The following is a 23,279-nucleotide window of genomic DNA, read 5'->3' on the forward strand; positions in this document are numbered from 1 at the left end:
GACGGCAGGCGGGATGACACTGGACATCCCGCCTGCATACCGACCCGAAAAAGCAAAGGATCACCCCATGCTTCGCCTTTTGTCCCCTGGAAATATCGCCGGACACGCGGCTTTTGCTGCGATGGCGGTCGCATCGCAACCTGCCGCGGCACAGAGCGCCGTGCCGCAGGCCCGCGTCGCGTTTCCAGCCGATGCCGATATGGGCTGCCCCCATATCCTCGAGGACGTGCGTTTCCGGAATGACGAGATCAACCTCCTGCAGAAAGCGATGGCCGAGATTGATGTGAATCCCAGCGCTGCCACGCAGGCCATCGCCGCCGCCATGCACGCCGTGGGCATTCTTTCGATGGGGCTGCAAGTGCCGGCGCCGATCGTCAACATGGTCGCAAGCGCCGGGTCGACCGCGCATCTGAAAAGCGCCAGCGAAGACATCAAAAGGGCATACGCACCGATCCAGACGCAGTTCGATTTCGCGCTCGATCGCATGGACCATCTGCACGGCCTTTACCAACGGCGCTGCGTCGCGGCCGGCCGCTAGGCGCGCCGTCGCCACATTCCGCGAAACCCTCGGGGTGCCAACCGCCGACCGCATATGGGGAAGAAGAAATGATGTTCAGGACAGCAACAAAATCGATTCTTGTCGCCGCTGCGCTCTCAGCAGGATCTCCCGCGATCGCGTGGCAGGACGCCGATGCCGCCGCGCTCGATGGCGCAACGGCCGGCGATCAGGCGCTGACTTGCGACCAGTTGCGGACAGAGATGAACGCGCTCGAGGGCGAGCTGCTTGGCATGACGAGAAAGGTCGAAACGATCGCCAAGCAGCAGACCACGGGCATGCTGGCGAAGCAGTCGGCAACCAACCTTGCGAAGCAGGCGATCTCTGGCCTCGCCAGCACGCTTATTCCCGGCGCGGGCGGTTTGATCGGCATGGGAATGGGTGCGGCATCTTCGCCCGACATGGGGAATGGCGAACGCGCGGCGGCGATGATGAACGCGCTCCGGCCGGTCGTCGAACGGCAGACCGTCATGGCAGAGCGGATGCAGCATGTCGGGATGCTTCACGCCGACAAATGTACCGCGATCGCCGACAATGCGGCGCAGACGCCGCCGCAATAGCCATCCCGGTGGATAGTCTTCCACCTTTCCAGCGTCCATCGCCGCAAGGGTGTGAGGCGGCCGCCGGGGGTGGAGGCCGCCTCGCCGAAACCCAGAGTCAGGATGATCTGGAAACGGTTTCCCGGGTCCATGGAGGATCCATGCACTTGCGGGAGCTGTTGCCATATTTCGCGGCTTTGGGTGGCCCGTTGCGACGATTGCGGCGCTTGGATCGACGAACGGCAATGTGCCCCGGCAAAGCGATGAAAGCGGCGATGCCGCTTTGGCCGGGCCGAACGGTCCGCAACCGAAATCAGCTGTTCCCCTTTGCGCCCGTCGTCCACTATCGCGCAGATGGCGTCCGCGCGATGCCGCGCCCCAGGAAGGAAAGTTCGCGACATGGCAAAGATAGGGTGGGCCGGATCAAGGGTCTCCATGAATCTCGGCATTGTCCCCATCGCGATGCTCTATTGGGCCAGTTTCGTCCTGGTGACATCGGTCAGCGCCGTTCTGCGCGGTTATCAATATAGCTGGATCAACATACCGCTCGATACGACGACAATCGTCTATGCGACGATTACCGGCCTTGGTGTCTTTCATATTCTCGCTCGCCTGATGAATTTGCCCCTGAAGCGGCAGGCGGCCGCGGTCATCGCGACGATATTCGTCCTCGTCTTTGTCTTCGATGTCGGATTTCAGTTGATCCGGACGGTGTTCGGCCCCGACGCGGCGCAGCTCACTGTGGCGACGGCGGTCACGGGTCCCAATATCCTGATGGGAGGGTTGTTCTGGTTTGTGCCGTTCTGCCTGTGGGCCGCCGCGATGATGGCGCTGCTTCACAATGAAGAGGCGCGCAAACGCGAGCGCCTGCAACTTGTGGCGGAAGCCGAGGCCAATGCGCAGCTGGCGCGCGCCGCCGATGCCGAGCGCAAGGCGACGTCGGCGGAGCTTTCACTTCTGCGACTGCAGCTGAACCCCCATTTCATGTGCAATACGCTGGGCGCGGTTTCGACAATGATTGTCGAGGGGCAGCATGACGAGGCCAATCAGACGGTAGAGAAGCTCGCGACGTTCCTACGCGATGTCGCGGATTCGGGGCATAGCCACGACAATCTGCTCAGCGACGAATTCGACATCGTCGATACCTATCTGGCTATCGAATGCTTCCGGTTCGGCGATCGACTGGATGTATCGCTCACGCTCCCGGTTGAACTCGAGGATGCTATTGTGCCGAATTTCATTCTGCAACCGCTGGTCGAAAATGCCATCAAGCATGCGGTGACCAATTCCACCGACACGACCACGCTATCTGTATCGGCCCGCGAGGAAGCGGGCGAGCTGATCGTCACAGTCGAGGACAATGGACCCGGCGTATCGATGGCAAAGGGTGATTTCGGCGGGGGCGGTATCGGACTGCTGAACACGCGATCGCGGCTTCTGCTGCGCTATGGGACGAAGGCAATGCTCGAGGCGGGGCCAGCGGAACGCGGCTTTCGATCGATCATCCGCCTCCCGCTCGAATTTCAGAAATCGGTCGGCCCCTAAGCCCACTTCCGTCAGCCAGGTCATACCGCAATCGCGGCGCTGGACGGCGGCGTTCTCGGACATGCTCGCTCGTCGCACCCATCCGATCATTGGTCGCGGATTGCTCTGTGTTTTTCGGCACCGGCGGCAGGATTATTGCGGCTTCGGGGAGCGGAAGGTCTGCCAGTTGTTTCGCCCCGGGAGCCATAACTCCAACCGCAAAGGAAGTATCGATGAAACCGATGGTCTGGGCATTCATGCCAGCTCTGTTACTGGGCGTGAATACGCCGACCGCCGTGGCCAAGCCCAAACAAGATGAAAAGCTGGTGGAAACAGCCGTCGTCGACGCGCCCGGTGCGCCATGCAGTGTGGAGCAAAAGGAAAAGAAAAAGGGCGGCTTCGGCGGCTTGCTGCGCGCTGCACGCAACTCCGGACTGCTCAATGTCGTCGCTGGCCGTACAGGAACCGGGGGCGCTGTGGCCAATTCGGTCGCCAATACCGCGATCGACGTCGCCGATGCGGCCGCCAGTGCGCGCGCGGCCTCGCCAGAGCCGGAAAGGCCAAAATGCTGAACCCGATCGTCCCGGTCGGGCTGTTACTCGTCGGCCCTCCGCTGATGATCGCAGGCGGCGGGACGGACGGCGAAAGCAAGGTCGGCAGCGACGGAACAGCGATGCAGTAGTCCAGAGCCCGCACGGCCGATGCGGACAAGAAGCTTGATTGTTGGTTTCGCGCTGCCATCCTCGCGCGCGAGGGAGGCTGGCGTGCAACGTGCCGGTGAAAAAGTAGCGATGCTACAGGAACAGGCGCGCATGTCGCGCCTGCACAACCGTTTTCGCCTTGCGCTCGAGCGCTATTTTTCCCGCAGGATCGGCCGCCGCCCCGATGTCGACGATCTGGTCCAGGAAGTGTTCGAGCGGTTGATGCGCTGCGACGCGGATGAGAGCGACGAACGTGTCGACGGCTATGTCTTCGCAACCGCGAGCAGCGTGTTGACCGATCGCCATCGGCGCGCCCGTGCCCGCAATGAGCATCTCCACCAGCCATTCTGCCCCGAAACCCACGCGGGTATCGAGTTTTCGCCCGAGCATGTCCTCGCCAATCGCGAACAGCTTGCGCGCGTATCGGCCGTTCTGCGCGAGCTGCCCGAGCGGACCCGCGCGGTGTTCGTGCTCCGGCGGATCGAAGGGATGCGCTATCTGGACATTGCCAGCCGGCTGGGGATTTCGGTAAGCGCCACCGAAAAGCATATGCAGCGCGCGATGGTGTATATCACGCGCCGGATGGACGAAGCATGACACGCCCGGTGAAGACCCCCACGACCCTCGGCATGTCGCCTGCAGAGGCGGCGGCCTATTGGCATGTGCGGCGCGACGGTCGCGACCTGACGGACGCCGAGCAGGCGGCGTTCGACGACTGGGTCGACCAGTCGCCCGCCCATGCGCGGCAGTTCGCGCGCATGTCGGAGCTCGAAACCCTCTGCGAAAGCGGTGCGGATGATCCGCTGCTTTCGGCGCTTCGGCAGGAAGCGCTGGCGGTGCCTCCCGCGCGCCGGCACTGGTTCTGGCGGGTTGGTGCCGGCGGGCTGGGCGCGGCGTCGCTGGCGCTGGGCGTATTCTTGTTGCGCCCCGACGCTCCGGTCGGGGATGCGCCCGTTTCGGTGGCCGCATCCGCCGACATCGTGCACACGACCCGCAAGGGCGAATTGCGGACGGTCCGCCTGTCCGACGGCAGCGCGGTCACGCTCAACACCGATTCCGAGCTGCGGGTCAAATTCACCGGGCAGCGCCGCACGGTTCAGCTTGTCCATGGGCAGGCTCTGTTCGCGGTCGCGCATGATGCCGCGCGCCCGTTCGTCGTGGAGGCGGCCGATCGCACGGTCACGGCACTCGGTACGGTGTTCGAAGTGCGCCTTGATCCCGGGCGCATGGAGGTGACGTTGGTCGACGGCAAGGTCGCGGTGAACCGGCCGCGCTCCGGCCATAGCGAGCAACCGGCGGCGACCGTGCTGCGACCGGGCGAGGAGCTGGTGGTCGAACTTGGCATGGCGCAGCGCGTCGAGAAGGTCGACGTCGGCGTCAAGCTGCGCTGGCGCGACGGCTTTGTCGAATTCGCCGACGCGCCGCTGGGCGAAGCCGTGGCGGAGATCAACCGATACAGCGTCCAGCAGGTCACCATCGCCGATGAGCAACTGGCGCGGCAGCATATCAGCGGTGTTTTCCGGACCGGTGATCCCGCGCGTTTCGCCGCGATGGTCGGCGAACTGCTCCCGGTGGAGGCGCGAAAGCGCGCCGACGGCGTCGAACTGCTGCCCGCAACGGCACGCCCGTAAAAAAACTCCTGACCCGATGCGGGTTTCTCGCGCCGCTGCGTAATACGCATCGGGAGCGCGAAAATGCTCCGAAAAAATGGGATCAGGAGGGGGGTAATATGCGTCAAGAAGGTCGGGCACGCGGTCGCGTCAAGCTCGCAGGGTTGCTGACGATTGCGTCGGTCGCATGGCTCGCGCCGCAGTCGGTGCAGGCGCAGACGCAGGCGCCCGTGGAGCTCAACATCGCCAGCCAGGATCTGGCGTCGGCGATCCGGCAGGTTGGGCGCCGTACGCGTGCCGAGATCATCTTCAGCCCGTCGATTGTCGGGTCGCGCCGGGCACCCGCGCTGGTCGGATCGTTCACGACCGAACAGGCGCTGGCCCGATTGCTCGAGGGCACCGGACTGGCCGCGCGCCGAACCGCGCAGGGCGGCTATGTTATCGAACGCCGGCAAATTTCGGATGCGGCGGCTTCGGTCCATGCCGCGGAATTTACCGATGATTCCGAAATCATCGTGACTGCGACCAAGCGCGCCGAGCCGGTGCGCAAGATATCGGGTTCGGTTTCGGCGCAAACGGGCGAGCAGCTTGAGAAATTGGGGGCGCAGGGCCTGGCCGACTATCTGACGCGGACGCCGGGCGTGGTCTTCAACGCGGGGCGTCCGGGCGATGGCTCGATCGCGATCCGCGGGGTTTCGACCACGACCGGGCGCGATCAGGGACAGGCGACGACGGGGATATTCATCAACGATGTGCCGCTGACCGATCCCTCCATTTCGATCGGCACCCCCGATATCGATACCTTCGACGTCGATAATGTCACGGTGCTGCGCGGGCCGCAGGGCACATTGTTCGGATCAGCCTCGCTCGGCGGCGCGGTCAATTATCAGGCGAGCCGTCCCGATCTGGCGCGCTGGGCTGGCCGTGCGCAGGTCGGTTTGCACAGCATCGAGCATGGCGGCATCGGGGTCGCGGGCAAGGTCATGCTCAACGCACCGGTGATCGAGGATGTCCTCGCCGTTCGCGGCGTCTTCGTCTACCGCGAGGATGCGGGCTTCATCGACAATATCGGGATCGGCAAACGCGATTCCAATCGGACCGTCACCACCGGCGGGCGCTTTCTGGCGAGCTGGAAACCCGGACCCGATACGACGATCGCCTATATGTATCTCGATCAGCGGCAAAAGACCGGCGATACGGGCTTTCAGCAACCGACACTCGCAGGGGAGCTCCGGAAGACGACGGTGGTTCCGGAACGGAGCGACTTCAGAACCTTGATCCACAATCTCCGGTTCGATCAGGATCTGGGGTTCGCCACGCTGACCGCGACCGCGACCTATCACCGAAAAAAGATGAATTCGCGCGAGGATTATAGCGCCGCGCTTTCGCCCTTTCTGTTCGACCTGACGCCGATCACATCGATCGCCCCGGGGAAAAATGACGGCCAGACCTATGAGGTCAGGCTGGCGTCCGCCCCCGGCGGTGCGTTCGACTATGTGGTCGGCGCGATGCACGACGATACCGATACACGGCTTGGTCAGCTGATCTATGCCACGGGGCTGCAGGGGGTGGTTGACGGGCTGCTTGGTCCCGGAAAAGGAGCAGAAATTGTGCCCCGCGACAGGCTCGCCGATGTGGTGGTTACCGGTCGCGCCCGCGAAAGCGCGCTCTTCGGCGAGGCGACCTATCATTTGAACGACCAGCTGAAAGTGACTTTGGGCGGCCGCCTGTTCGAGCAGGAACTCAAGCTGCATTCTCTGCTCACCGATCTTTTCTTGTTCCTGGACACCGGCAATCTGGTGGAAGAGAAGACGGGAACGCAGAAATCCAGCGGCTTCAACCCGAAGGGATCGATCACATGGACACCGCGCCCAGGATTGATGATCTATGCGCTGGCGTCGAAGGGTTTCCGTTTCGGCGGTCCCAACATCATCCCTGCGCTACCGGGATCGAACGTCCCGCGGCAATTCGATAGCGATTCGCTGTGGAATTATGAACTCGGCATGCGCGCGGACCTGTTCGACAGGAAGCTTCTGCTGGACGTGACCGGCTTCTATGTCGATTGGAGCAATATCCAGCTCCGGCTGACGACGGCGAACGGGCTCAACTATGCCGACAATGCGGGGAAGGCGCGGAGCTATGGTCTCGAGGCCAGCGCGACGCTGCGCCCCGCCGATGGCCTCAACCTGACGAGCAACCTGACCTATCTCAACGCGAAGCTGTCCGAGCCGTTCGATCCCAACCCGTCCGCACCGGGGCCGGTCGTGCCTGCGAAAACCACGCTGCCCGGCGCATCGAAATGGCAGGTGTCGAACACGGTCGCCTATGAGCGGAACGCCGGCGCGATGGACTGGTCGGTCGTTTTCTCGCATCGCTATATTTCGCGCGCACCCGGTGCGCTCGTCGCCAGTTCCGCGATCGCGGGCGCGCCGCAGGGCGGCTATAATCTGTTCGATATACGCACCGGCGTCCGCAACGACCGGATCGGGATCACGCTGTTTCTCGACAATATCAGCGATTCTCGCGGGGTGACGAGCGGCTTCGCCAATCCGCTGCAACAATATGTCGTTCGTCCCCGCACGTTCGGGGTCACGGTCGACTATCGGATCTGACGTCCCGCTCCACACCGCCGCGCCCATTGTCGCCTACCGGCCCCACAGAGCGATGGGCGCGGCAAATTCTCATCATCACAAGGGTTGACCATATGGCTGTTCTATCAAAGTTTTCGTTGATCGGCGCGGCGGCGCTTCTTTTCGCAGGCGCGCCGGTGCATGCGCAACAGGGCGGGCATAGCGAGCCCGCGCCCGTGGCGGATCACCACATGCATATCCAGAGTCCGCTGATCACCGATCGCATTCGCGAGATGAAGGCGGAAAATCCCGCATCCTTTGAAGGGATGCCGGAGGATCTCTCTACCGAACGCAGCGGCGCCGACGCGGTGCGCGAACTCGATCGCGCCGGGATCAAACAGGGTGTGCTGCTGTCGGCCGCCTATATGTTCGGCTTTCCCGCCCTTCCGCTCGCGCCCGAAGACATGGCGCGTCGGATGCGCGCGGAGAACCGCTATAATGTCGACGCCGCACTCGCCTCGAACGGTCGTCTTGTCGCCTTTGTCGGCATCAATCCCTTCCTCGCCAATGCGTCCGACGAGCTGGACTATTGGTCGCGTCAGCCCGGCGCATCGGGCATCAAGCTGCACCTCGGCAACAGCGGCCTCGATCTGGGCAACGCCGAACAGGTCGATCAACTGGCCAAATTCTTCGCCGCCGCCAGCAAGGCGCGCCTGCCGCTCGTCGTGCATCTGCGCGGTGCGGCGCCCTATACCGCCGCCAATCTCGCGACTTTCATCGACAAGATCTTGTCGCAGGCGGGCGACCTGCCCGTGCAGATCGCGCACGGCGGCGGCTATGGGGGGATCGACCAGCCGACGCTCGACGCGCTGGCGGTCTATGGCGATGCCATCGCACGCAAGGCGCCGGGCACCGCCAACCTCGTCCTCGACCTGTCCGCCGTCGCCCAGTTCGATCTCGCGACGCAGCCGGGGCTGAAGGACGCCAAGGAGAAACGCACCATGGCCGAACTGCGTGTCGCCTATGTCGCGCTGATGCGCCGGGTCGGCATCGACCGCTTCGTACTCGCCAGCGACTGGCCTGCGATGCAGCACCCGGCCGAATATTTCACCGCCGAGCAGGCGCAGCTTCCCGTCACGGCCGCCGAATGGGCCCAGCTTTGTAACAACCGTGCACCCTATCTGCGGCCGGAATGGGTACAGAAAAAGCAGCCTTGACGCGGGACGTCGGTCGCCTCGGTTGCGGTCCGGGCTAAAGCCGGACCGTCAACTGTTGGCGATACTAGTCGTGGCCCGATTCGGGCACCCGCCGCCGCTGCGCAGCACATTCATCAGCGAGGAAATCCAGAAGCGCCCGCACCGAAGGGAGGAGCCCGCGCCGCGATGGAAATACCGCATGGACGATTTCGTTCGAAGGTCTCCAGCCGGGCAGCACCGTAGCCAGTCGGCCAGCTTGCAAATCGTCCCAAACGACAAGCGTTGGCAGGCGCGCAGCCCCGGCTCCGGCAAGCGCGGCGTCGCGCAGCACCGCCATATCGTCGGTGACCAGCCGCGGCGCATGGCGCACCTCGGCGACGCTGCCGTCGGCATGGGTCAGGCGCCAGCGATGCTCGCCGCCCGCCGGCCCGAAATCGAGGCTGGGCAGGCCGGCGAGGTCGGCGGGCAGGGTGATGGCCCGTTGCTTGAGCAAATCCGGGCTGGCGATGATCCGGATCGTGCGCTCGTCGAAACGGCGCATGACAAGTTCGCTCTCGGTCAGCGGCGGTGGCCGGACGCGGATCGCGAGGTCGAACCCTTCACCGATGACGTCGACGCGGCGGTTGGTGCTTTCGACATGGAGCTCGACCGCGGGATAGAGCGCCATGAAACGCCCTAACAGTTCGCCGAACTGGAAGGCGAGCAGGCCGGTCGGGCAGCTGAGCCTTACGACGCCGCATGGTTCGGCGCGCGACTGGTCGATGACGGTTTGGGCGCCTTCGGCCTCGACGAGCATGGCGACGCAGCGGCGGTAATATTCCTGGCCGATCTCCGTCACCGAAAAGCGCCGCGTCGAACGCTGGATCAGGCGCACGCCCAGTCGATCCTCGAGCAAGCCGATGCGGCGGCTCACCTTCGATTTCTGCAAACCCAGCGCGCGCGCGGCCGCGGCGAACCCCCCATGATCGACGGCCTGCACAAAGAGATAGAGGTCGTTGAGGTCCTGCATTGTCCTATTGATAGGACTCTGAGTCCATTTTCGCAATCTTTCGGCGCCTTTGGCGAAGGATTATTCTCCATTTCAACAGATGCCTCCCTCTGGAGGCGCAGGAGATGCAAGATGAAGACGATCCTTGGCACCTACAGCAATCCCAACCAGCATTGGGTCGGCGACGGCTTTCCCGTCCGCTCGCTCTTTTCGTACAACAGCCTCGGCGACCGGGTCAGCCCCTTCCTGCTGCTCGACTATGCCGGCCCCTATAATTTCGCGCCGACCACCGATCGACGCGGCGTCGGTCAGCATCCGCACCGCGGGTTCGAAACGGTGACGATCGTCTATGACGGCGAGGTCGAGCACAAGGATTCGGCTGGCAACGGCGGCATCATCGGCCCGGGCGACGTCCAGTGGATGACGGCGGCGGGCGGGATCCTGCATGAGGAATATCATTCGCCGGCGTTCGGCAAGACGGGCGGCCCGTTCCGGATGGTCCAGCTGTGGGTCAACCTGCCCGCGAAGGACAAGATGGCGCCGGGCGGCTATCAGGGTATCACGGCGGCGGACATTCCGACCGTCGAGCTGCCCGGTGGCGCGGGTCTCGGCCGGGTGATCGCGGGCGAGCTGCTGGGTGCGAAGGGGCCGGCGCGGACCTTTACCCCGATCAACGTCTGGGACGTCCGGCTGAACCGCGACGCCGATGTGACGCTCGACCTGCCCGAAGGTCACACCGCGATGCTGGTGGTGCTGGCCGGCCATGTCACCGTGGGCGGCAGCGAGGAAGCGGGCGAGGCCGAGATGGTGTTGCTGAGCCGGGAAGGGGGATCGATTCGGGTCCACGCCGACGGCGACGCGACGATCCTCGTCCTGACCGGCGAGCCGATCGACGAACCGATCGTCGGCTACGGACCCTTCGTGATGAACAGCGAGGCCGAAATCCGCCAGGCCATCGACGATTTCAACAACGGCAGGCTGGCGCCAGTCGCAGCCTGACGTGGACCCGGCTCCTTCCCCGACCTCGCGGGAGCCGGGTCCACTCTCCCCTCGATGAATTGACGGTGGACCCGCGTGCCCCGCCGCGACGGCAGTTGTCTGCCGGCCCTTCGGCGCGCCCATATGCAGGAGAAGACCCATGACAAGCGAAGCGATCCGCGATCCGAAGGCGGACCATCTGCTGACACCGCAGAATTCCGCCTTCATCATCATCGACTATCAACCGGTGCAGGTGAATTCGATCGCGTCGATGGACCGGCAGTTGCTGCTTAACAACATCGCCGGCTGCGCCCGGGCGGCGGTCGCGTACGACCTGCCGATCGTTCATTCGACGGTGAATGTCGAAACCGGCCTCAACAAGCCGCCGGTGCCGCAGGTCCGCAAGATACTCGGCGACTATCCGACCTATGACCGCACGACGATCAACAGCTGGGAAGATGTCGAATTCCGCAAAGCGGTCGAAGCCACCGGGCGCAAGAAGCTGATTATGACCGCGCTCTGGACCGAGGCCTGCCTGACCTTTCCCGCGCTCGACGCGCTCGCCGAAGGCTATGAGGTCTATGTCCCGGTCGATGCGGTGGGCGGCACCTCGCTTGCCGCACACGACGCCGCGCTGCGACGGATCGAACAGGCGGGGGGCAAGATGATTTCGGTCCCGCAACTGTTCTGCGAACTGCAGCGCGACTGGAAACGCAGCGAGACCGTTCCCGCCTTCATGAACCTGTTCATCGAGACGGGCGGCACCGCCGGAATCCAGTTTTCCTACGACAAGACCGACTGACCCGAAATATCTCCGCCGGCGCGGCGCACGTCGCCCGGCGGAACCGCTCAAGGAGAATGATCGCGCCGGACCCGGCCTTCGGCGGATTCTACGCAAAGTTGCTGCGCTCGGCTTGAGGCCGCGTCTCCGTCCGGGGGAATGGGGCGCGGGCGATTTGGCGGTGCGTTTGTGATCGGCTATGCGCCCGCGATGCCCGGCATCCCGATCCTCTATAGCTTTCGCCGCTGTCCATACGCGATGCGCGCGCGGATGGCGTTGCTGGTGAGCGGGACGATCTACGCACATCGCGAAGTGGAACTGCGCGACAAGCCTGCGGCCATGCTGGCCGCATCGCCCAAGGGAACCGTGCCGGTGCTCGTGCTGGCGGATGGGGCGGTGATCGATGAAAGCATCGATATCATGCACTGGGCCTTGTCGCAGCATGACCCAGAGGACTGGCTGACGCGCGCCGATGCGGCGTTGGTCGCGAAGTTCGACGGCGCGTTCAAGCATCATCTCGACCGTTACAAATATGCCGGGCGTTACGATGTCGATCCGCTGACGCATCGCGCGGCAGGATTGGCGATGCTGACGGAGCTCGACGAGCGGCTGAAGGAACAAGATTATCTTGGCGGCGCGACGCGCGGGTTTAGCGACATGGCGCTGTTTCCATTTGTTCGCCAGTTTGCCGGGGTCGATGCCGAGTGGTTCGCGGCCTGCGCGCCGCAAGGCGTGCGGCGCTGGCTCGCAATTCTGGTGACGTCGGACTTGTTCGAGCAGGCGATGATCAGAATCGCGCCATGGGCCGATGGGCAGGGCTGAAAATAATCAGCCAGCTATGGAAATGGGTCGCCATCGCTTCGAAGTACACGCTTGCCCTTTGTACGGCTGGTCAAATGGAACAGTCGGCAGCGGTCGCAGCGGTAGGTCCGGAGCGGCAATTCAGAGCGCCGAACGGCAGCGAGCGCTTCCTCCTCCGACGGATAGGAACGCTTCTTTTTGCAAATGCTGAGCCTGGTGCGCACATTGCCTCTTCGCCAAAGATCCCGATCGTACAAAAGCGACCGAAAGCGCCGTCGACGCTCGCTTTGAGGCCGAACGTCTGGCCCAGATGCGTCTCAACGTCACGGACCAAAATAGAGCGCGGCATTCCGACAGAAAAAGGTGCGTGATCACGCGGTGCTTTCGCGAGCTGGGTGGACTGCGAATGAGCGTAAAGTTCGCACTGTAAGTCTTTGAAAGAAATGGTGGACGCACTAGGGCTCGAACCTAGGACCCGCTGATTAAGAGTCAGCTGCTCTACCAACTGAGCTATGCGTCCACTGCCATTTCAGGCATGCCACGCTGCGAAGAGATGTGCTCTTTGCTGCGAAGCGAGCGGCCCGCTATCATGGCTCTGGGGGGATGGCAATGCCCCCGATGCCTTTTTGCCAAGTTTTTTCTCAATGAAAGCGGCGCGTGCCTGTTTTGCTGTCGTTTTCGATCGCGAGCATGATGCCGACGCAGGTCATGATCGTCAGCATCGACGAGCCGCCATAGGAAAAGAGCGGCAGCGGAATGCCGACGACGGGGGCGAGGCCCATCACCATCATCAGGTTGATCGCGATATAGAAAAAGATCGTCATGGTGAGGCCCGCGGCGGTGAGCTGTCCGAAACGCGTCCGCGCCTTCAATGCGACGCGCGTCGACCAGCGCAGCAGCAGGAAGAAACCGAAGAGCAGCGCGAGGCCGCCGATCAGCCCCCATTCCTCGGCCATCGTCGCGAAGATGAAGTCGGTGTGGCCTTCGGGCAGATAGTCGAGGTGGCTTTGCGACCCGTTGAGGAAACCCTTGCCGCCGATGCCGCCCGATCCGATCGCGATCTTCGACTGGCTGATATGATAGCCGGCGCCAAGCGGATCGCTTTCGGGATCAAGGAAGATCAGCACGCGTTTTTGCTGATAATCGTGGAGGAAGGAGAAGAGGACCGGCAACGCCGCAAGTCCCGCCACCGCGGTACTGCCGAACCACCAGAAGGGCAGGCCGGCGACGAACATCACCACGACCCCGCCGATGCAGATCGCGAGCGCGGTGCCGAGGTCGGGTTGCAGCATGACGAGCGCGGCCGGCAGGCCGATCATCACCATCGCGGGCCACAGCGCGGTGAAGGTCCGCGTGTTGCCGGGCGGAAGCTGCGCATAGAAGCGCGCCAGCGCGATGACGATCGCGACCTTCATCAATTCCGACGGCTGGAGGTTCATAAAACCGAGGTTGAGCCAACGCTGGCTGCCCCCGCCGACGAAGCCAAGCAGCTCGACCGCGATCAGCAGGATCAGGATGCCGATATAGGCGATATAGGCGAAGTCCTCGAAGATACGGATCGGGAAGCGGCCGATCACCAGCGCGACACTGAGGAAGACGAGGAAGCGCACGCCTTGGTTGAGCGCCCATGGTGACCAGTTGCCGCCCGCGGCCGAATAGAGGACGAGCAGGCCGAAACCGGTGATGCCCGCGAGGATCGCGATCAGTTTCCACGGGATGCGTTGGATGGCGGGTGGCACGGGGATCATTGTGCGAGCTCCGGATCGGGCTTCGACGCACCCGCCTTCCACGCCGCATAGTCGCGGTCCATGCGTTCCTTGATCGTGCCGCCCCAGCCGGCCTCGAAGGTTTCGAGCGCCTCCATCGCCTTTTCGCGGTCGAAGAGGAAAGTCATGAAATCCTTGGCCACCGGCGCCGCGGCGCGCGATCCGCCCATGCCGTGCTCGATGACGACGGCGGTTGCATAGCGGGGGTTAACGACCGGCGCGAAGCCGACGAACAGGCCGTGGTCGCGGAATTTCCACGTGCCGCTTTTGCCGTTGCCGGTGCCGAGCCCGCGCACCTGCGCGGTGCCCGTCTTGCCCGCCATCGTGATGCCGTCGAGCGGCAGGCGGCTGCGCACCGCGGTGCCGGCGCCGTTGACCACAAGGTCCATGCCGTGACGCGCGACGGCGAGCGCTTCGGGCGAGAAGGGCAAGGGCTCATTCTTGAACTCGCGGTTGATCAGGCGCGGGTAAAGCCGGCGCCCCGATGCGATCCGCGCCGCCATCACCGCGAGCTGGAGCGGGTTGGCGAGCACATAGCCTTGTCCGATGACGGCGTTGAGGGAGTCCGACGCCGACCATTCCTGATCATATTTCTTCATCTTCCACGCGCTGTCGGGAATGGTGCCAAAGCGCTGGTTGCTGCCCGCGAGCTGATATTCCTCGCCGAGTCCGAGCAGCCGCGCGGTCGGGGCCATCGCGTCATAGCCGAGCCGGTGCGCGAGCCAGTAAAAATAGCTGTTGCAGCTCTTCATAATGGCCGACGGCATGTCGAGGCTGCCGTGCGTGCCGAGGCAGCGGAAGAAGCGGCTGCCGAGGCGATAGCCGCCGACGCAGGTGTGGCGCTCGCTCGGGTCCACGCCATGTTCGACCGCAGCGATCGCGGCCATCGGCTTCAGCGTCGATCCCGGCGGATAGAGCCCGCGCGTCGCCTTGTTGATCAGCGGCTGGTGATCGTCGCCGCGCAGCCAGGCATATTCGCTGCTGCTGATCCCGTCCGAAAAGCTGTTCGGATCGAAGCTCGGCATCGACACGAAGGACAGGATGTCGCCGTTCTGGCAGTCGATCACGACCGCCGCGCCCGACTCGCGTCCCATGCGCCGCGCGACAAATTCCTGCAGATCGGCGTCGATCGTCAGATGAACGGTCTTGCCCTGCACGTCGGGCTGGGTCGACAGGTCGCGGACGACCTTGCCGCGCGCGGTCACCTCGACGCGCCGCGCGCCCGGCTGGCCCTTAAGCATGTCCTGGAAATATTTCTCCAGCCCGTCCTTGCCGATCTTGTACCCCGGGGTGATGTACAGCGGATCCTTGGCCTTCTGATATTCCTCGGCGTTCGGGGCGCCGACATAGCCGATCAGATGGCCGACCGCCGCGCCGGTCGGATAGTTGCGGGCAAAGCCGCGCTGCGGCGCGATGCCGGGCAGTTCGGGCAGGCGGACGAGGATCGAGCTATACTCGGCCTCGGTCATGTCCTCCTTGATCGCGACGGGCTGGAACCCCGATGCCGCCTTCAGGTCGCGATTGATGCGTTCCATCGTGTCGCCGTCGAGGCGCAGCAAGGTCTGGAGCTGCCCCAGCACCAGTTCCTTGTTGTGCAGGCGATCGGGAATGATGTCGATGCGCAAGGATACGCGGTTGTTCGCCAGCGCCTTGCCGCTGCGGTCGACGATCCAGCCGCGCCGCGGCGGAACGAGCGTCAAATTGACGCGATTGCTTTCCGATTCAAGGACATAGCGGTCGTTGTCGATGACCGAAATATAGGCCATGCGCGCGGCGAGCGCGACGCCGACCGCCGCCTGCGCGCCGCCAACGACCAGCGCGCGGCGGGTGAAGGTAATGCCCCTCCAGGCTTCGGTAATCGGCGGACTCTTCTTCTTCGTCGGCATTAGGGGGTTGGAACCAGTCTATCGGCGTTTCAGGCGGAAATTGTCAAACTTGCCGGTCAGGCGCATGAACAGCGGGACGAGCAGCGCGGAGACTATGATCTGCGGCACCACGAGGCCGAGCACCCGGCCGGTCGCGGCATGCGGGTGGGTGATCAGCGCGGCGAGCGACTGGATGATCGCGACCGACGCCGCGGCAATCGCCCAGTCGTGAAAAAAGCCGCGCCAATAAATGCGCTGCGACGAATAGGCGATCGCGATGCTAGCGGCGGTCCATAGTCCTATCGCGGTGCCGATCGGCGCGCCGCTGAACAGATCGTCCCACAGACCGAGCGGCAGGCCGATCCACACCGGCCACATCTCGGCGCGCAGCAATTGCCAGCACAGGAAGAACAGCAGCCCGAGCGGCGGCAGCACCGGCGAGTTGGCGATCAGCGGCAGCATCAGCGGCAGCGCCGATGCGAACATCACGCTCGCGATCGGAACGATGCGCATCCGCCACAGCGATGCCGGCTCGCCGAGGCGCGGACCCTTCTGCTTCATGGCGCTTTGGCGGCGGCGGTGGGCGTTGCGGGGCCGGGCAGCCCCTGCGCTTCGATATTGTCGGGGGTGTAGGGGCGCAGCACCGACACCGCATCGACCTTGCCCGGGTCGGCGAGCGGGCGCGCGAGGGCGCCGTCGTCCTGGCGCCGCACGACGATCGCGACGGGGATGTTGGGCGGATAGAGCCCGCCGGTGCCCGAGGTGACGAGGATGTCGCCCGGCTTGAACGGGTTGTTCGCGATATTGAGCGTGCGCACGTCGAGATCGCCGTTGCCGCGGCCGCTGGCGAGCGCGGGCAGCCCGTCGCGCGCGCGGCGCACGGGGACGATATTGTCGACGTCGGTGAGCAGCAGCACCTGCGACACCGAGGGGCCGGCGCCGAGCACGCGGCCGATCAACCCGTCGGCGCCGCGCACCGGCTGGCCCGCGGCGACGCCAAGGTTGCGCCCGATGCTGAGCAGCGCGATGCGCTTGCTGCTGGTCGAGGTCGAGGTCAGTAGATAGCCGTTGGCGAGCGCGGTCTTGTCGGTTTCCTGCAGCTTGAGAAGCGCCTTGAGCTGGCGGTTTTCTTCCTGCAGCGAGCTGGTCGCGACGAGCTCGCGGCGCGTGTCGGCAAGCTCCTTGCGCAGCCGCCGGTTCTGCGTGCCCGCGGCGACATAGGCGCCGACCGTATCGTCGATGCCCGAAATCGACCCGATCACCGAGCGCGACGCGCGCGCGACGGGCGCGGCGATTTCCTGGCTCGCCACACGCAATTGGGCGAAGCCGACGGGATCAACGACCGACAGGATCGCCAGCAACAGACCCGCCACCGCCCCTGTCACCGCGATGACATAGGCAACGAACAGGCTGTACTGAGCCTTTCGGGATTGCCCCGGACGTCGATGTGCCGGGCGGACCATGTGTCAGAAGCCTTCGATCAGGCCTGCTGCAACACGCCGCGGAAGGCGGGGTCTTCCATCGCGCGGCCGGTGCCGATCGCGACGCAGGTCAGCGGGTCTTCGGCGACGGTGACCGGCAGGCCGGTCGCATCCTTGAGCAGCTCGTCGAGCTCGGCGATCAGCGCGCCGCCACCGGTGAGCACGATACCCTGATCGACGATGTCAGCGGCGAGTTCGGGCGCGGTATTTTCCAGCGCGATGCGGACGCCCTCGACGATCGTGCCGATCGGTTCGGACAGCGCTTCGGCGATCTGCGCCTGGTTGATCGAGATTTCCTTGGGCACGCCGTTGACGAGGTCGCGGCCCTTGATGTGGATCGTCAGGCCAACGCCGTCGGCGGGGATGCGCGCGATGCCGAAATCCTTCTTGATCCGCTCGGCGGTCGCTTCGCCGATCAGCAGATTATGGTGTCGGCGGACGTAGGAAACGATCGCTTCGTCCATCTTGTCGCCGCCGGCGCGGACCGACGTGGTATAGGCAAGGCCGCGCAAGCTGAGCACCGCGACTTCGGTCGTGCCGCCGCCGATGTCGACGACCATCGAGCCGATCGGTTCGGTGACGGGCATGTCGGCGCCGATCGCCGCGGCCATCGGTTCCTCGATCAGCCACACTTCGCTCGCACCCGCATTCGATGCGGCGTCGCGGATCGCGCGGCGTTCGACGCTGGTCGAGCCCGAGGGGACGCAGATCACGATTTCGGGGCTGCGAAACGCATTGGGCTTGCCGCCGTGCACCTTGGTGATGAAGTGCTTGATCATCTGTTCGGCGACGTCGATGTCGGCGATGACGCCGTCACGCAGCGGACGGATCGCCTCGATGCTGTCGGGGGTCTTGCCCATCATCAGCTTCGCGTCGTCGCCGACCGCCTTCACCCGCTTGATGCCGTTCAGCGTCTCGACCGCGACGACCGAAGGCTCGTTCAGCACGATGCCCTTGCCGCGCACGTACACGACCGTGTTCGCGGTGCCGAGGTCGATAGCCATGTCTTGGGAGTTGAATTTAAGCCAGCGAGAAAAGAAGGACATCGATACTGCTTCCTGTCATCGAAGCCGCGCCCTTGATGGACACGCCCCTGTCGTGATTTATCCGCGCGCCCGGCCGGCGACAGCTACAATCAGGGGGAGATTCCGGCTCTTCCTTTTGGGGTGGCTGGACAAAATGATCAGGGCTGTGCGGATGGGTCGCGATTTGCGTTCGACTGCGCTAGGAGAGCGGCCATGTCAATACGTCGCCTGCCGGAAAAGCTAGTAAATCGGATCGCAGCCGGTGAAGTGGTGGAAAGACCTGCCGCCGCGCTCAAGGAACTGGTTGAAAATGCGATCGATGCCGGTTCGACTCGCATTTCGGTGCGAATCGCCGAGGGCGGGATTTCGCGGCTGGAGGTCGAGGATGACGGGTGCGGGATGACAGCCGCCGACATGGCGCTGGCGCTCGAACGCCATGCGACCTCGAAGCTGCCCGACGATGCGATCGAGGATGTCACGACACTGGGTTTTCGCGGTGAGGCCTTGCCCTCGATCGCGAGCGTCGCGCGGCTGACGCTCGAAAGCCGTGTCGCGGGTGGCGACGGCTGGAAACGCGTCGTCGACAATGGCGCGGTAGCGGCCGAAGGGCCGGCGGCGCTGGGCAAGGGCACGCGGGTGATGGTCGAGGATTTGTTCGCGCGCGTTCCCGCGCGCCGCAAGTTCCTGCGCAGTGGGCGCAGCGAATATGCCGCGTGCCTCGACGTTGTGAAGCGGCTCGCGATGGCGCGCCCCGACATCGGTTTCACCGTCGAGCATGACGGACGCCGCGTGCTCGACGTGCAAGGCGGGCAGGACCAGCTTTCGCGCGTCGCGGCGCTCACCCAGCGCGACCTTGCCGCGAACAGCATCGGCGTCGATATCGACCGCGGCGAGGTGCATCTGGGCGGCGTTATCAGCCTGCCGACCTACAATCGCGGCATCGCCGACCATCAATATCTGTTCGTCAACGGCCGGCCGGTGAAGGACCGGCTGCTCGTCGGCGCGCTGCGCGGCGCCTATGCCGATCTGCTCGCGCGCGATCGCCATCCGGTCGTTGCGCTGTTCCTCGACGTCCCGACGAGCGAGGTCGACGTGAACGTCCATCCGGCGAAGACCGAGGTGCGTTTCCGTGATCCGCAGCTCGTTCGCGGGATGATTGTTGGCGGTCTTCGCCGCGCCCTCGACGAACATGGTTTCCGCAGCGTCCAGCGCCCTGCCGAGGCGGCGCTGGCGGCGTGGCAGCAGGAACCGGTGGCGCCGCAGCCGCCCGCGCCGACCTTGTTCGCCGCGCATCTGCCCTATCCGCATGCGCCAGCAACGCACCTGTTCGGCGCAGAAGGGGATGCCGCGACAACCGCCTTGCTGCACGACCGCATCGTCGACTTCGCGCCGCCACGCGATGCACTTCCGATGGGCCGCGCCGAACCGGCGACCGCGCCGGTGCCCGAGGCCGAGGCACACCCGCTCGGCATCGCGCGTGGTCAGATCGCGAAAACCTATATCGTCGCCGAGGCCGAGGATGGCCTCGTCATCGTCGACCAGCACGCCGCGCACGAACGCCTCGTGCTCGAACAACTCCGCCGCGGCATGGGCGGGCAGGCGGTGCCGTCGCAGGGGCTGTTGCTGCCCGAGGTGGTCGAACTCGACGAGCCCGCCTGCGACCGGCTCGAAGCCGCGGCGCCGCAGCTCGCGGCGCTCGGCGTCGAGCTTGAACGCTTCGGCCCCGCCGCGGTGATGGTGCGCGCAACCCCGGCGATGCTGGGTGCGATCAATTGCCAGAAGCTCGTCACCGACATCGCCGACGATCTGGCGGGCTATGACGCAGCACTGGGCCTCAGCGAGCGGCTCGAACTGGTCGCCGCGACGATGGCGTGCCATGGTTCGGTGCGGGCAGGGCGAACGCTCAGCGTCGCCGAAATGAACGCGCTGCTCCGCACGATGGAGGTCACGCCGCACAGCGGCCAGTGCAACCATGGCCGGCCGACTTGGGTGAAGCTCGCGATGGACGATGTCGAGAAATTGTTCGGGAGAAAGTAGCAGGAGGGCGCCATGTATTTTGCGAGTTTTCGCGATGGAGAGGGCTGCAAATCCTATATTGTCGGTTGCACCGAAACATGCGCCGCGGCGATCATCGATCCCGCGCTCGACCTCGTCGATCGCTATATCGGCGAGGTGAACAGGCAGGGGCTGCGCGTCCGCTACATCATCGACACCCACACCCATGCCGACCATTTCTCGGGCGCGCAGGCGTTGAAGCACGCATTCGGTGCGCCGATCGTCATGCATCGCTTCTCGCCGTCGCCCTATGTCGACCTGCATGTCGAGGACGGCCATTCGTTGCCGCTCGGCGCGATGCGGATGAAGATATGGCATACGCCCGGGCACACGCGCGATTCGATGGCGATCCATGTTGCGGACCGGGTTTTTACCGGCGACACGCTGCTGATCGGCGGGACGGGGCGCAGCGACCTGCCCAGCGGCGACCCCGACCAGCTGTTCGACAGCCTGTTCGGCAAGCTGCTGACGCTGCCCGACGAAACGCTCGTCTTTCCCGCGCACGACTATAAGGGGCGCGAAAGCAGCACGATCGGTGACGAGCGGCGGACCAACCCGCGCCTTGCCAAGACCGGGCGCGCCGATTTCGTTGCACTGATGAACAATCTTAACCTGTCGGCGCCGACGCACCTGACCGAAGCGCTGCGCACCAACATGTCGGGCGGCAAGACGGTGCGCCAGTTGCTTGCCGAGGCGGGCGCGAAGGTGCCCTTCATGGGGCTCGACGAATTGAGCCGTCGCATCGCGGCGCGCGCCAATGATTTCGTCATCCTCGACGTGCGCGAAAAGGATGCGTTCGGGGCGGGTCATGTCCCCGGCGCGACGCACCTGCCGCGCGGGCAGCTCGAACTGCGCGTCAACGATGTGCTGCCCGATCCGGGGGTCGAGATCCTGACCGTGTGCGAATTTGGCAAGATATCGACGCTCGCTGCGGCGACCTTGCGCGAGCTGGGGTTCGAGCGCGCGACCGCGCTCGACGGCGGGATGAAGGCGTGGCGCGATGGCGGCTATCCGGTCGAGCGCGCGAGCGATTGACCGCCACCTGACTTGCTGCAAGGAAGCGGTCATGAGCAACAGCAAAATCCGTATCGGTTTCGCCGCCCTGCTTTGCGCGCTCGGTAGCGGAAGCGCGGCCCAAGCGGCTCCGCAAGCGTCCGCGCGCGTAGCGTGCCCCGCCGCCCCGATATTACCGCCCGAACTTGCCGATTGGGCGCGGGCAGCATCGAGCAAGACGATCTACGCCTATGGCGCCGATCTCGCGGCTGATTGGTCGCCGCTCGGCGCGGCGCGGACGGAACTGCCGCTGCATCGCTTCGAAAGCCTGCGCTATGGGCGCGCGCCCGAGCGCAAGCCCGACGTGCATAAGTTCGGCGGCATGATACCGATCGACGTGAAGAAGCCGGGGCGGCTCGTCGTCGCGCTCGACACCGGGGCGTGGATCGACCTGGTGCAGGGCGGCGCGCAAGTGAAGTCGGTCACCCACGGCCACGGACCCGCCTGTTCGGGCATTCGCAAGATGGTCGAATTCGACGTGACGCCGGGGCGCTACCTGCTCCAGATCGTCAACGCGCCGACGGCGTCGATCCACGCGATGGCGGTGCTGCGCGACTGATCAGGGCAGGCGCTTGGCGAGTTCGCCCGTCGCGTCGCTTGGCAGAGGCGCAACGCCAATGAGCCGCATCAGCAGCGGATAGACCTCGATATTGTCGATCACCCCGACGTCGCCTTTCAGACCCGTGCCGCTCGCGACGAACAGCGCGAGCATCTCGGGGTCCTGATTGTCATAGCCGTGCGCGCCGCCCTTGACGGGCCAGGTCGGCGTGCCCGCGATGATCGACCAGCCGGGCTCGGCGATGCAGATGATCGCCGCGACACGCGGGTTCCGGCCGTAATGCAGCCGCTTCGGCAGTTCCTCGCGGCGGTTGCAGGCCATATGGTCGTGCGGTTTCAGCAACGCCTTGTACACGCGGTCGTCGGTGCCGGCGGCGGGCTCGATCGCGGCATAGGGGCCGGTCTCGACCGCGATGATGCTGGGAAGGCCGATCAGGTCGGCGAGCTGGACCACGCGGCTTTCGTCGATCGCGCGCATGCCGTGGTCGGCCACCACGATCATCCGCGCGGGCTGACCCATCGCGGCGAGGCCCGCGACGAGTTCGCCGACGCGCGCATCGACTTCGGTGATGGCGGCGTTGACCTCCGCGCTGTCGGGACCGAATTTATGTCCCGCATCGTCGACAGCCTCGAAGTAGAGGGTGACGAAGGCGGGGCGGATATCGGCGGGACGGCGCATCCAGTCGAGCAGGGTGTTGACGCGCTGCGCATAGCCGACATGCGCGTCATAACGCATCCAGTCGGGCGGGCGGCTCGCATGGATCGCGACCTCGCTGCCCGGCCAGAACATTGTTGCGCTGCGCACGCCGGCCTTGCCCGCCGTCACCCACGCGGGCTCGGCTTCGTCCCACCAGAAGGGATCGAGCGACTGTTTCGGATCGCCGAGGCTGAACCGGACGTCGGGCCGCCGCGGGTCGATCATATTGTTGCCGACGATGCCGTGGTTGTCGGGGCGCTTGCCGGTTACGATCGCATAATGATTGGGGAAGGTCTTGGTCGGGAAGGAGGGGCGCAGCTTGCCGTGCGCGCCCTCGGCCGCGAGCCGCGACAGGTTCGGGGTGATGCCGCGGTCCAGATAATCGGCGCGAAAGCCGTCGATCGAGATCAGGATCGTCACCGGCGGGCGCTCACCGCTCTCCTGCGCGTGCGCGGCGAGGGGAAGCAGAAGGGCGAGGATCAGCGAAATGAAACGGTTCATGCCGGGTCCGCTATGGGCCTTATGTGACCGTCCG

General features: G+C 64.8%; 21 protein-coding genes and 1 tRNA gene. 14 read left to right on the forward strand and 8 right to left on the reverse strand.

What is annotated here, in order from left to right; all coding sequences use genetic code 11:
* Positions 1-13 precede the first annotated feature (13 nt).
* From FG91_RS10930 to FG91_RS10965, 8 genes are all read left to right on the forward strand, one after another.
* A complete protein-coding gene (locus FG91_RS10930; RefSeq protein WP_152568080.1) occupies positions 14-538 on the forward strand; it encodes a hypothetical protein in 525 nt (174 codons plus the stop codon).
* Between the two features lie 68 nt (positions 539-606).
* Positions 607-1,116: a hypothetical protein gene (locus tag FG91_RS10935; protein WP_037514920.1), complete on the forward strand. Its 510-nt coding sequence runs from the start codon at positions 607-609 to the stop codon at positions 1,114-1,116.
* Positions 1,117-1,422: 306 nt separating this feature from the next.
* Complete coding sequence (locus tag FG91_RS21000; protein ID WP_152568081.1) at positions 1,423-2,640, forward strand: sensor histidine kinase; 1,218 nt, start codon at positions 1,423-1,425, stop codon at positions 2,638-2,640.
* Between the two features lie 212 nt (positions 2,641-2,852).
* On the forward strand, positions 2,853-3,191 hold the full coding sequence (locus FG91_RS10945; protein ID WP_152568082.1) for a hypothetical protein: 339 nt from the start codon (positions 2,853-2,855) through the stop codon (positions 3,189-3,191).
* Positions 3,192-3,383: 192 nt separating this feature from the next.
* A complete protein-coding gene (locus tag FG91_RS10950) occupies positions 3,384-3,917 on the forward strand; it encodes an RNA polymerase sigma factor (RefSeq protein ID WP_161785652.1) in 534 nt (177 codons plus the stop codon).
* A complete protein-coding gene (locus FG91_RS10955; protein WP_037514925.1) occupies positions 3,914-4,951 on the forward strand; it encodes a FecR family protein in 1,038 nt (345 codons plus the stop codon). The genes FG91_RS10950 and FG91_RS10955 overlap by 4 nt, the downstream gene beginning before the upstream one ends.
* Before the next feature lie 98 nt (positions 4,952-5,049).
* A complete protein-coding gene (locus FG91_RS10960) occupies positions 5,050-7,542 on the forward strand; it encodes a TonB-dependent receptor domain-containing protein (protein WP_037514927.1) in 2,493 nt (830 codons plus the stop codon).
* Between the two features lie 92 nt (positions 7,543-7,634).
* A complete protein-coding gene (locus FG91_RS10965; RefSeq protein WP_081940534.1) occupies positions 7,635-8,717 on the forward strand; it encodes an amidohydrolase family protein in 1,083 nt (360 codons plus the stop codon).
* 64 nt (positions 8,718-8,781) lie between these two features.
* On the opposite strand, the gene FG91_RS10970 is transcribed toward FG91_RS10965, so the two are convergent.
* Positions 8,782-9,705, reverse strand: a complete 924-nt coding sequence (locus FG91_RS10970) for a LysR substrate-binding domain-containing protein (RefSeq protein WP_037514932.1) — start codon at positions 9,703-9,705, stop codon at positions 8,782-8,784.
* Positions 9,706-9,816: 111 nt separating this feature from the next.
* Here FG91_RS10970 and FG91_RS10975 point away from each other — a divergent pair, with 111 nt between their 5' ends.
* The 3 genes from FG91_RS10975 to FG91_RS10985 all read left to right on the forward strand — a co-directional run bounded on the left by FG91_RS10975 (position 9,817) and on the right by FG91_RS10985 (position 12,265).
* Positions 9,817-10,683 (forward strand): pirin family protein, encoded by an 867-nt coding sequence (locus FG91_RS10975; protein ID WP_037514937.1) that lies wholly within the window; start codon positions 9,817-9,819, stop codon positions 10,681-10,683.
* Between the two features lie 139 nt (positions 10,684-10,822).
* Positions 10,823-11,464, forward strand: coding sequence for a hydrolase (locus tag FG91_RS10980; protein ID WP_037514940.1), 642 nt, complete (start codon positions 10,823-10,825; stop codon positions 11,462-11,464).
* 189 nt (positions 11,465-11,653) lie between these two features.
* Positions 11,654-12,265, forward strand: coding sequence for a glutathione S-transferase (locus tag FG91_RS10985; RefSeq protein WP_037515412.1), 612 nt, complete (start codon positions 11,654-11,656; stop codon positions 12,263-12,265).
* 423 nt (positions 12,266-12,688) lie between these two features.
* Here the strand turns inward: FG91_RS10985 and FG91_RS10990 are convergent.
* The 6 genes from FG91_RS10990 to FG91_RS11015 all read right to left on the reverse strand — a co-directional run bounded on the left by FG91_RS10990 (position 12,689) and on the right by FG91_RS11015 (position 18,402).
* A tRNA-Lys gene (locus tag FG91_RS10990) sits at positions 12,689-12,764 on the reverse strand.
* Between the two features lie 121 nt (positions 12,765-12,885).
* On the reverse strand, positions 12,886-13,992 hold the full coding sequence (gene rodA, locus FG91_RS10995) for a rod shape-determining protein RodA (RefSeq protein WP_037514941.1): 1,107 nt from the start codon (positions 13,990-13,992) through the stop codon (positions 12,886-12,888).
* Positions 13,989-15,896, reverse strand: coding sequence for a penicillin-binding protein 2 (gene mrdA / locus FG91_RS11000; protein WP_037514942.1), 1,908 nt, complete (start codon positions 15,894-15,896; stop codon positions 13,989-13,991). The genes rodA and mrdA overlap by 4 nt, the downstream gene beginning before the upstream one ends.
* A gap of 18 nt (positions 15,897-15,914) precedes the next feature.
* Positions 15,915-16,436, reverse strand: a complete 522-nt coding sequence (locus FG91_RS11005) for a hypothetical protein (protein WP_037514943.1) — start codon at positions 16,434-16,436, stop codon at positions 15,915-15,917.
* A complete protein-coding gene (gene mreC, locus FG91_RS11010; RefSeq protein WP_037514945.1) occupies positions 16,433-17,338 on the reverse strand; it encodes a rod shape-determining protein MreC in 906 nt (301 codons plus the stop codon). The genes FG91_RS11005 and mreC overlap by 4 nt, the downstream gene beginning before the upstream one ends.
* A gap of 17 nt (positions 17,339-17,355) precedes the next feature.
* A complete protein-coding gene (locus FG91_RS11015) occupies positions 17,356-18,402 on the reverse strand; it encodes a rod shape-determining protein (RefSeq protein WP_037514947.1) in 1,047 nt (348 codons plus the stop codon).
* Between the two features lie 192 nt (positions 18,403-18,594).
* Between FG91_RS11015 and mutL the strand changes: the two genes are divergently transcribed.
* Genes mutL through FG91_RS11030 form a run of 3 tightly spaced genes read left to right on the forward strand, consistent with a single transcriptional unit; the run spans position 18,595 to position 22,048 of the window.
* Positions 18,595-20,418 carry a DNA mismatch repair endonuclease MutL gene (gene mutL / locus FG91_RS11020; protein ID WP_037514949.1) on the forward strand — a complete coding sequence of 608 codons (1,824 nt, stop codon included), beginning with the start codon at positions 18,595-18,597 and terminating at the stop codon, positions 20,416-20,418.
* A gap of 12 nt (positions 20,419-20,430) precedes the next feature.
* On the forward strand, positions 20,431-21,471 hold the full coding sequence (locus FG91_RS11025; protein ID WP_037514950.1) for an MBL fold metallo-hydrolase: 1,041 nt from the start codon (positions 20,431-20,433) through the stop codon (positions 21,469-21,471).
* 31 nt (positions 21,472-21,502) lie between these two features.
* Entirely contained in the window at positions 21,503-22,048 is a 546-nt protein-coding gene (locus tag FG91_RS11030) for a hypothetical protein (RefSeq protein ID WP_052187508.1), read from the forward strand.
* Here the strand turns inward: FG91_RS11030 and FG91_RS11035 are convergent, their stop codons facing one another.
* The gene (locus tag FG91_RS11035) at positions 22,049-23,245 is read right to left on the reverse strand and encodes a nucleotide pyrophosphatase/phosphodiesterase family protein (RefSeq protein ID WP_037514951.1); all 1,197 of its coding nucleotides are present in this window, start codon (positions 23,243-23,245) and stop codon (positions 22,049-22,051) included. It lies immediately after the preceding gene.
* Between the last annotated feature and the right edge of the window lie 34 nt (positions 23,246-23,279).

Origin of the sequence: Sphingopyxis sp. LC81, assembly GCF_000756375.1 — a bacterium.
Classification (GTDB): domain Bacteria; phylum Pseudomonadota; class Alphaproteobacteria; order Sphingomonadales; family Sphingomonadaceae; genus Sphingopyxis.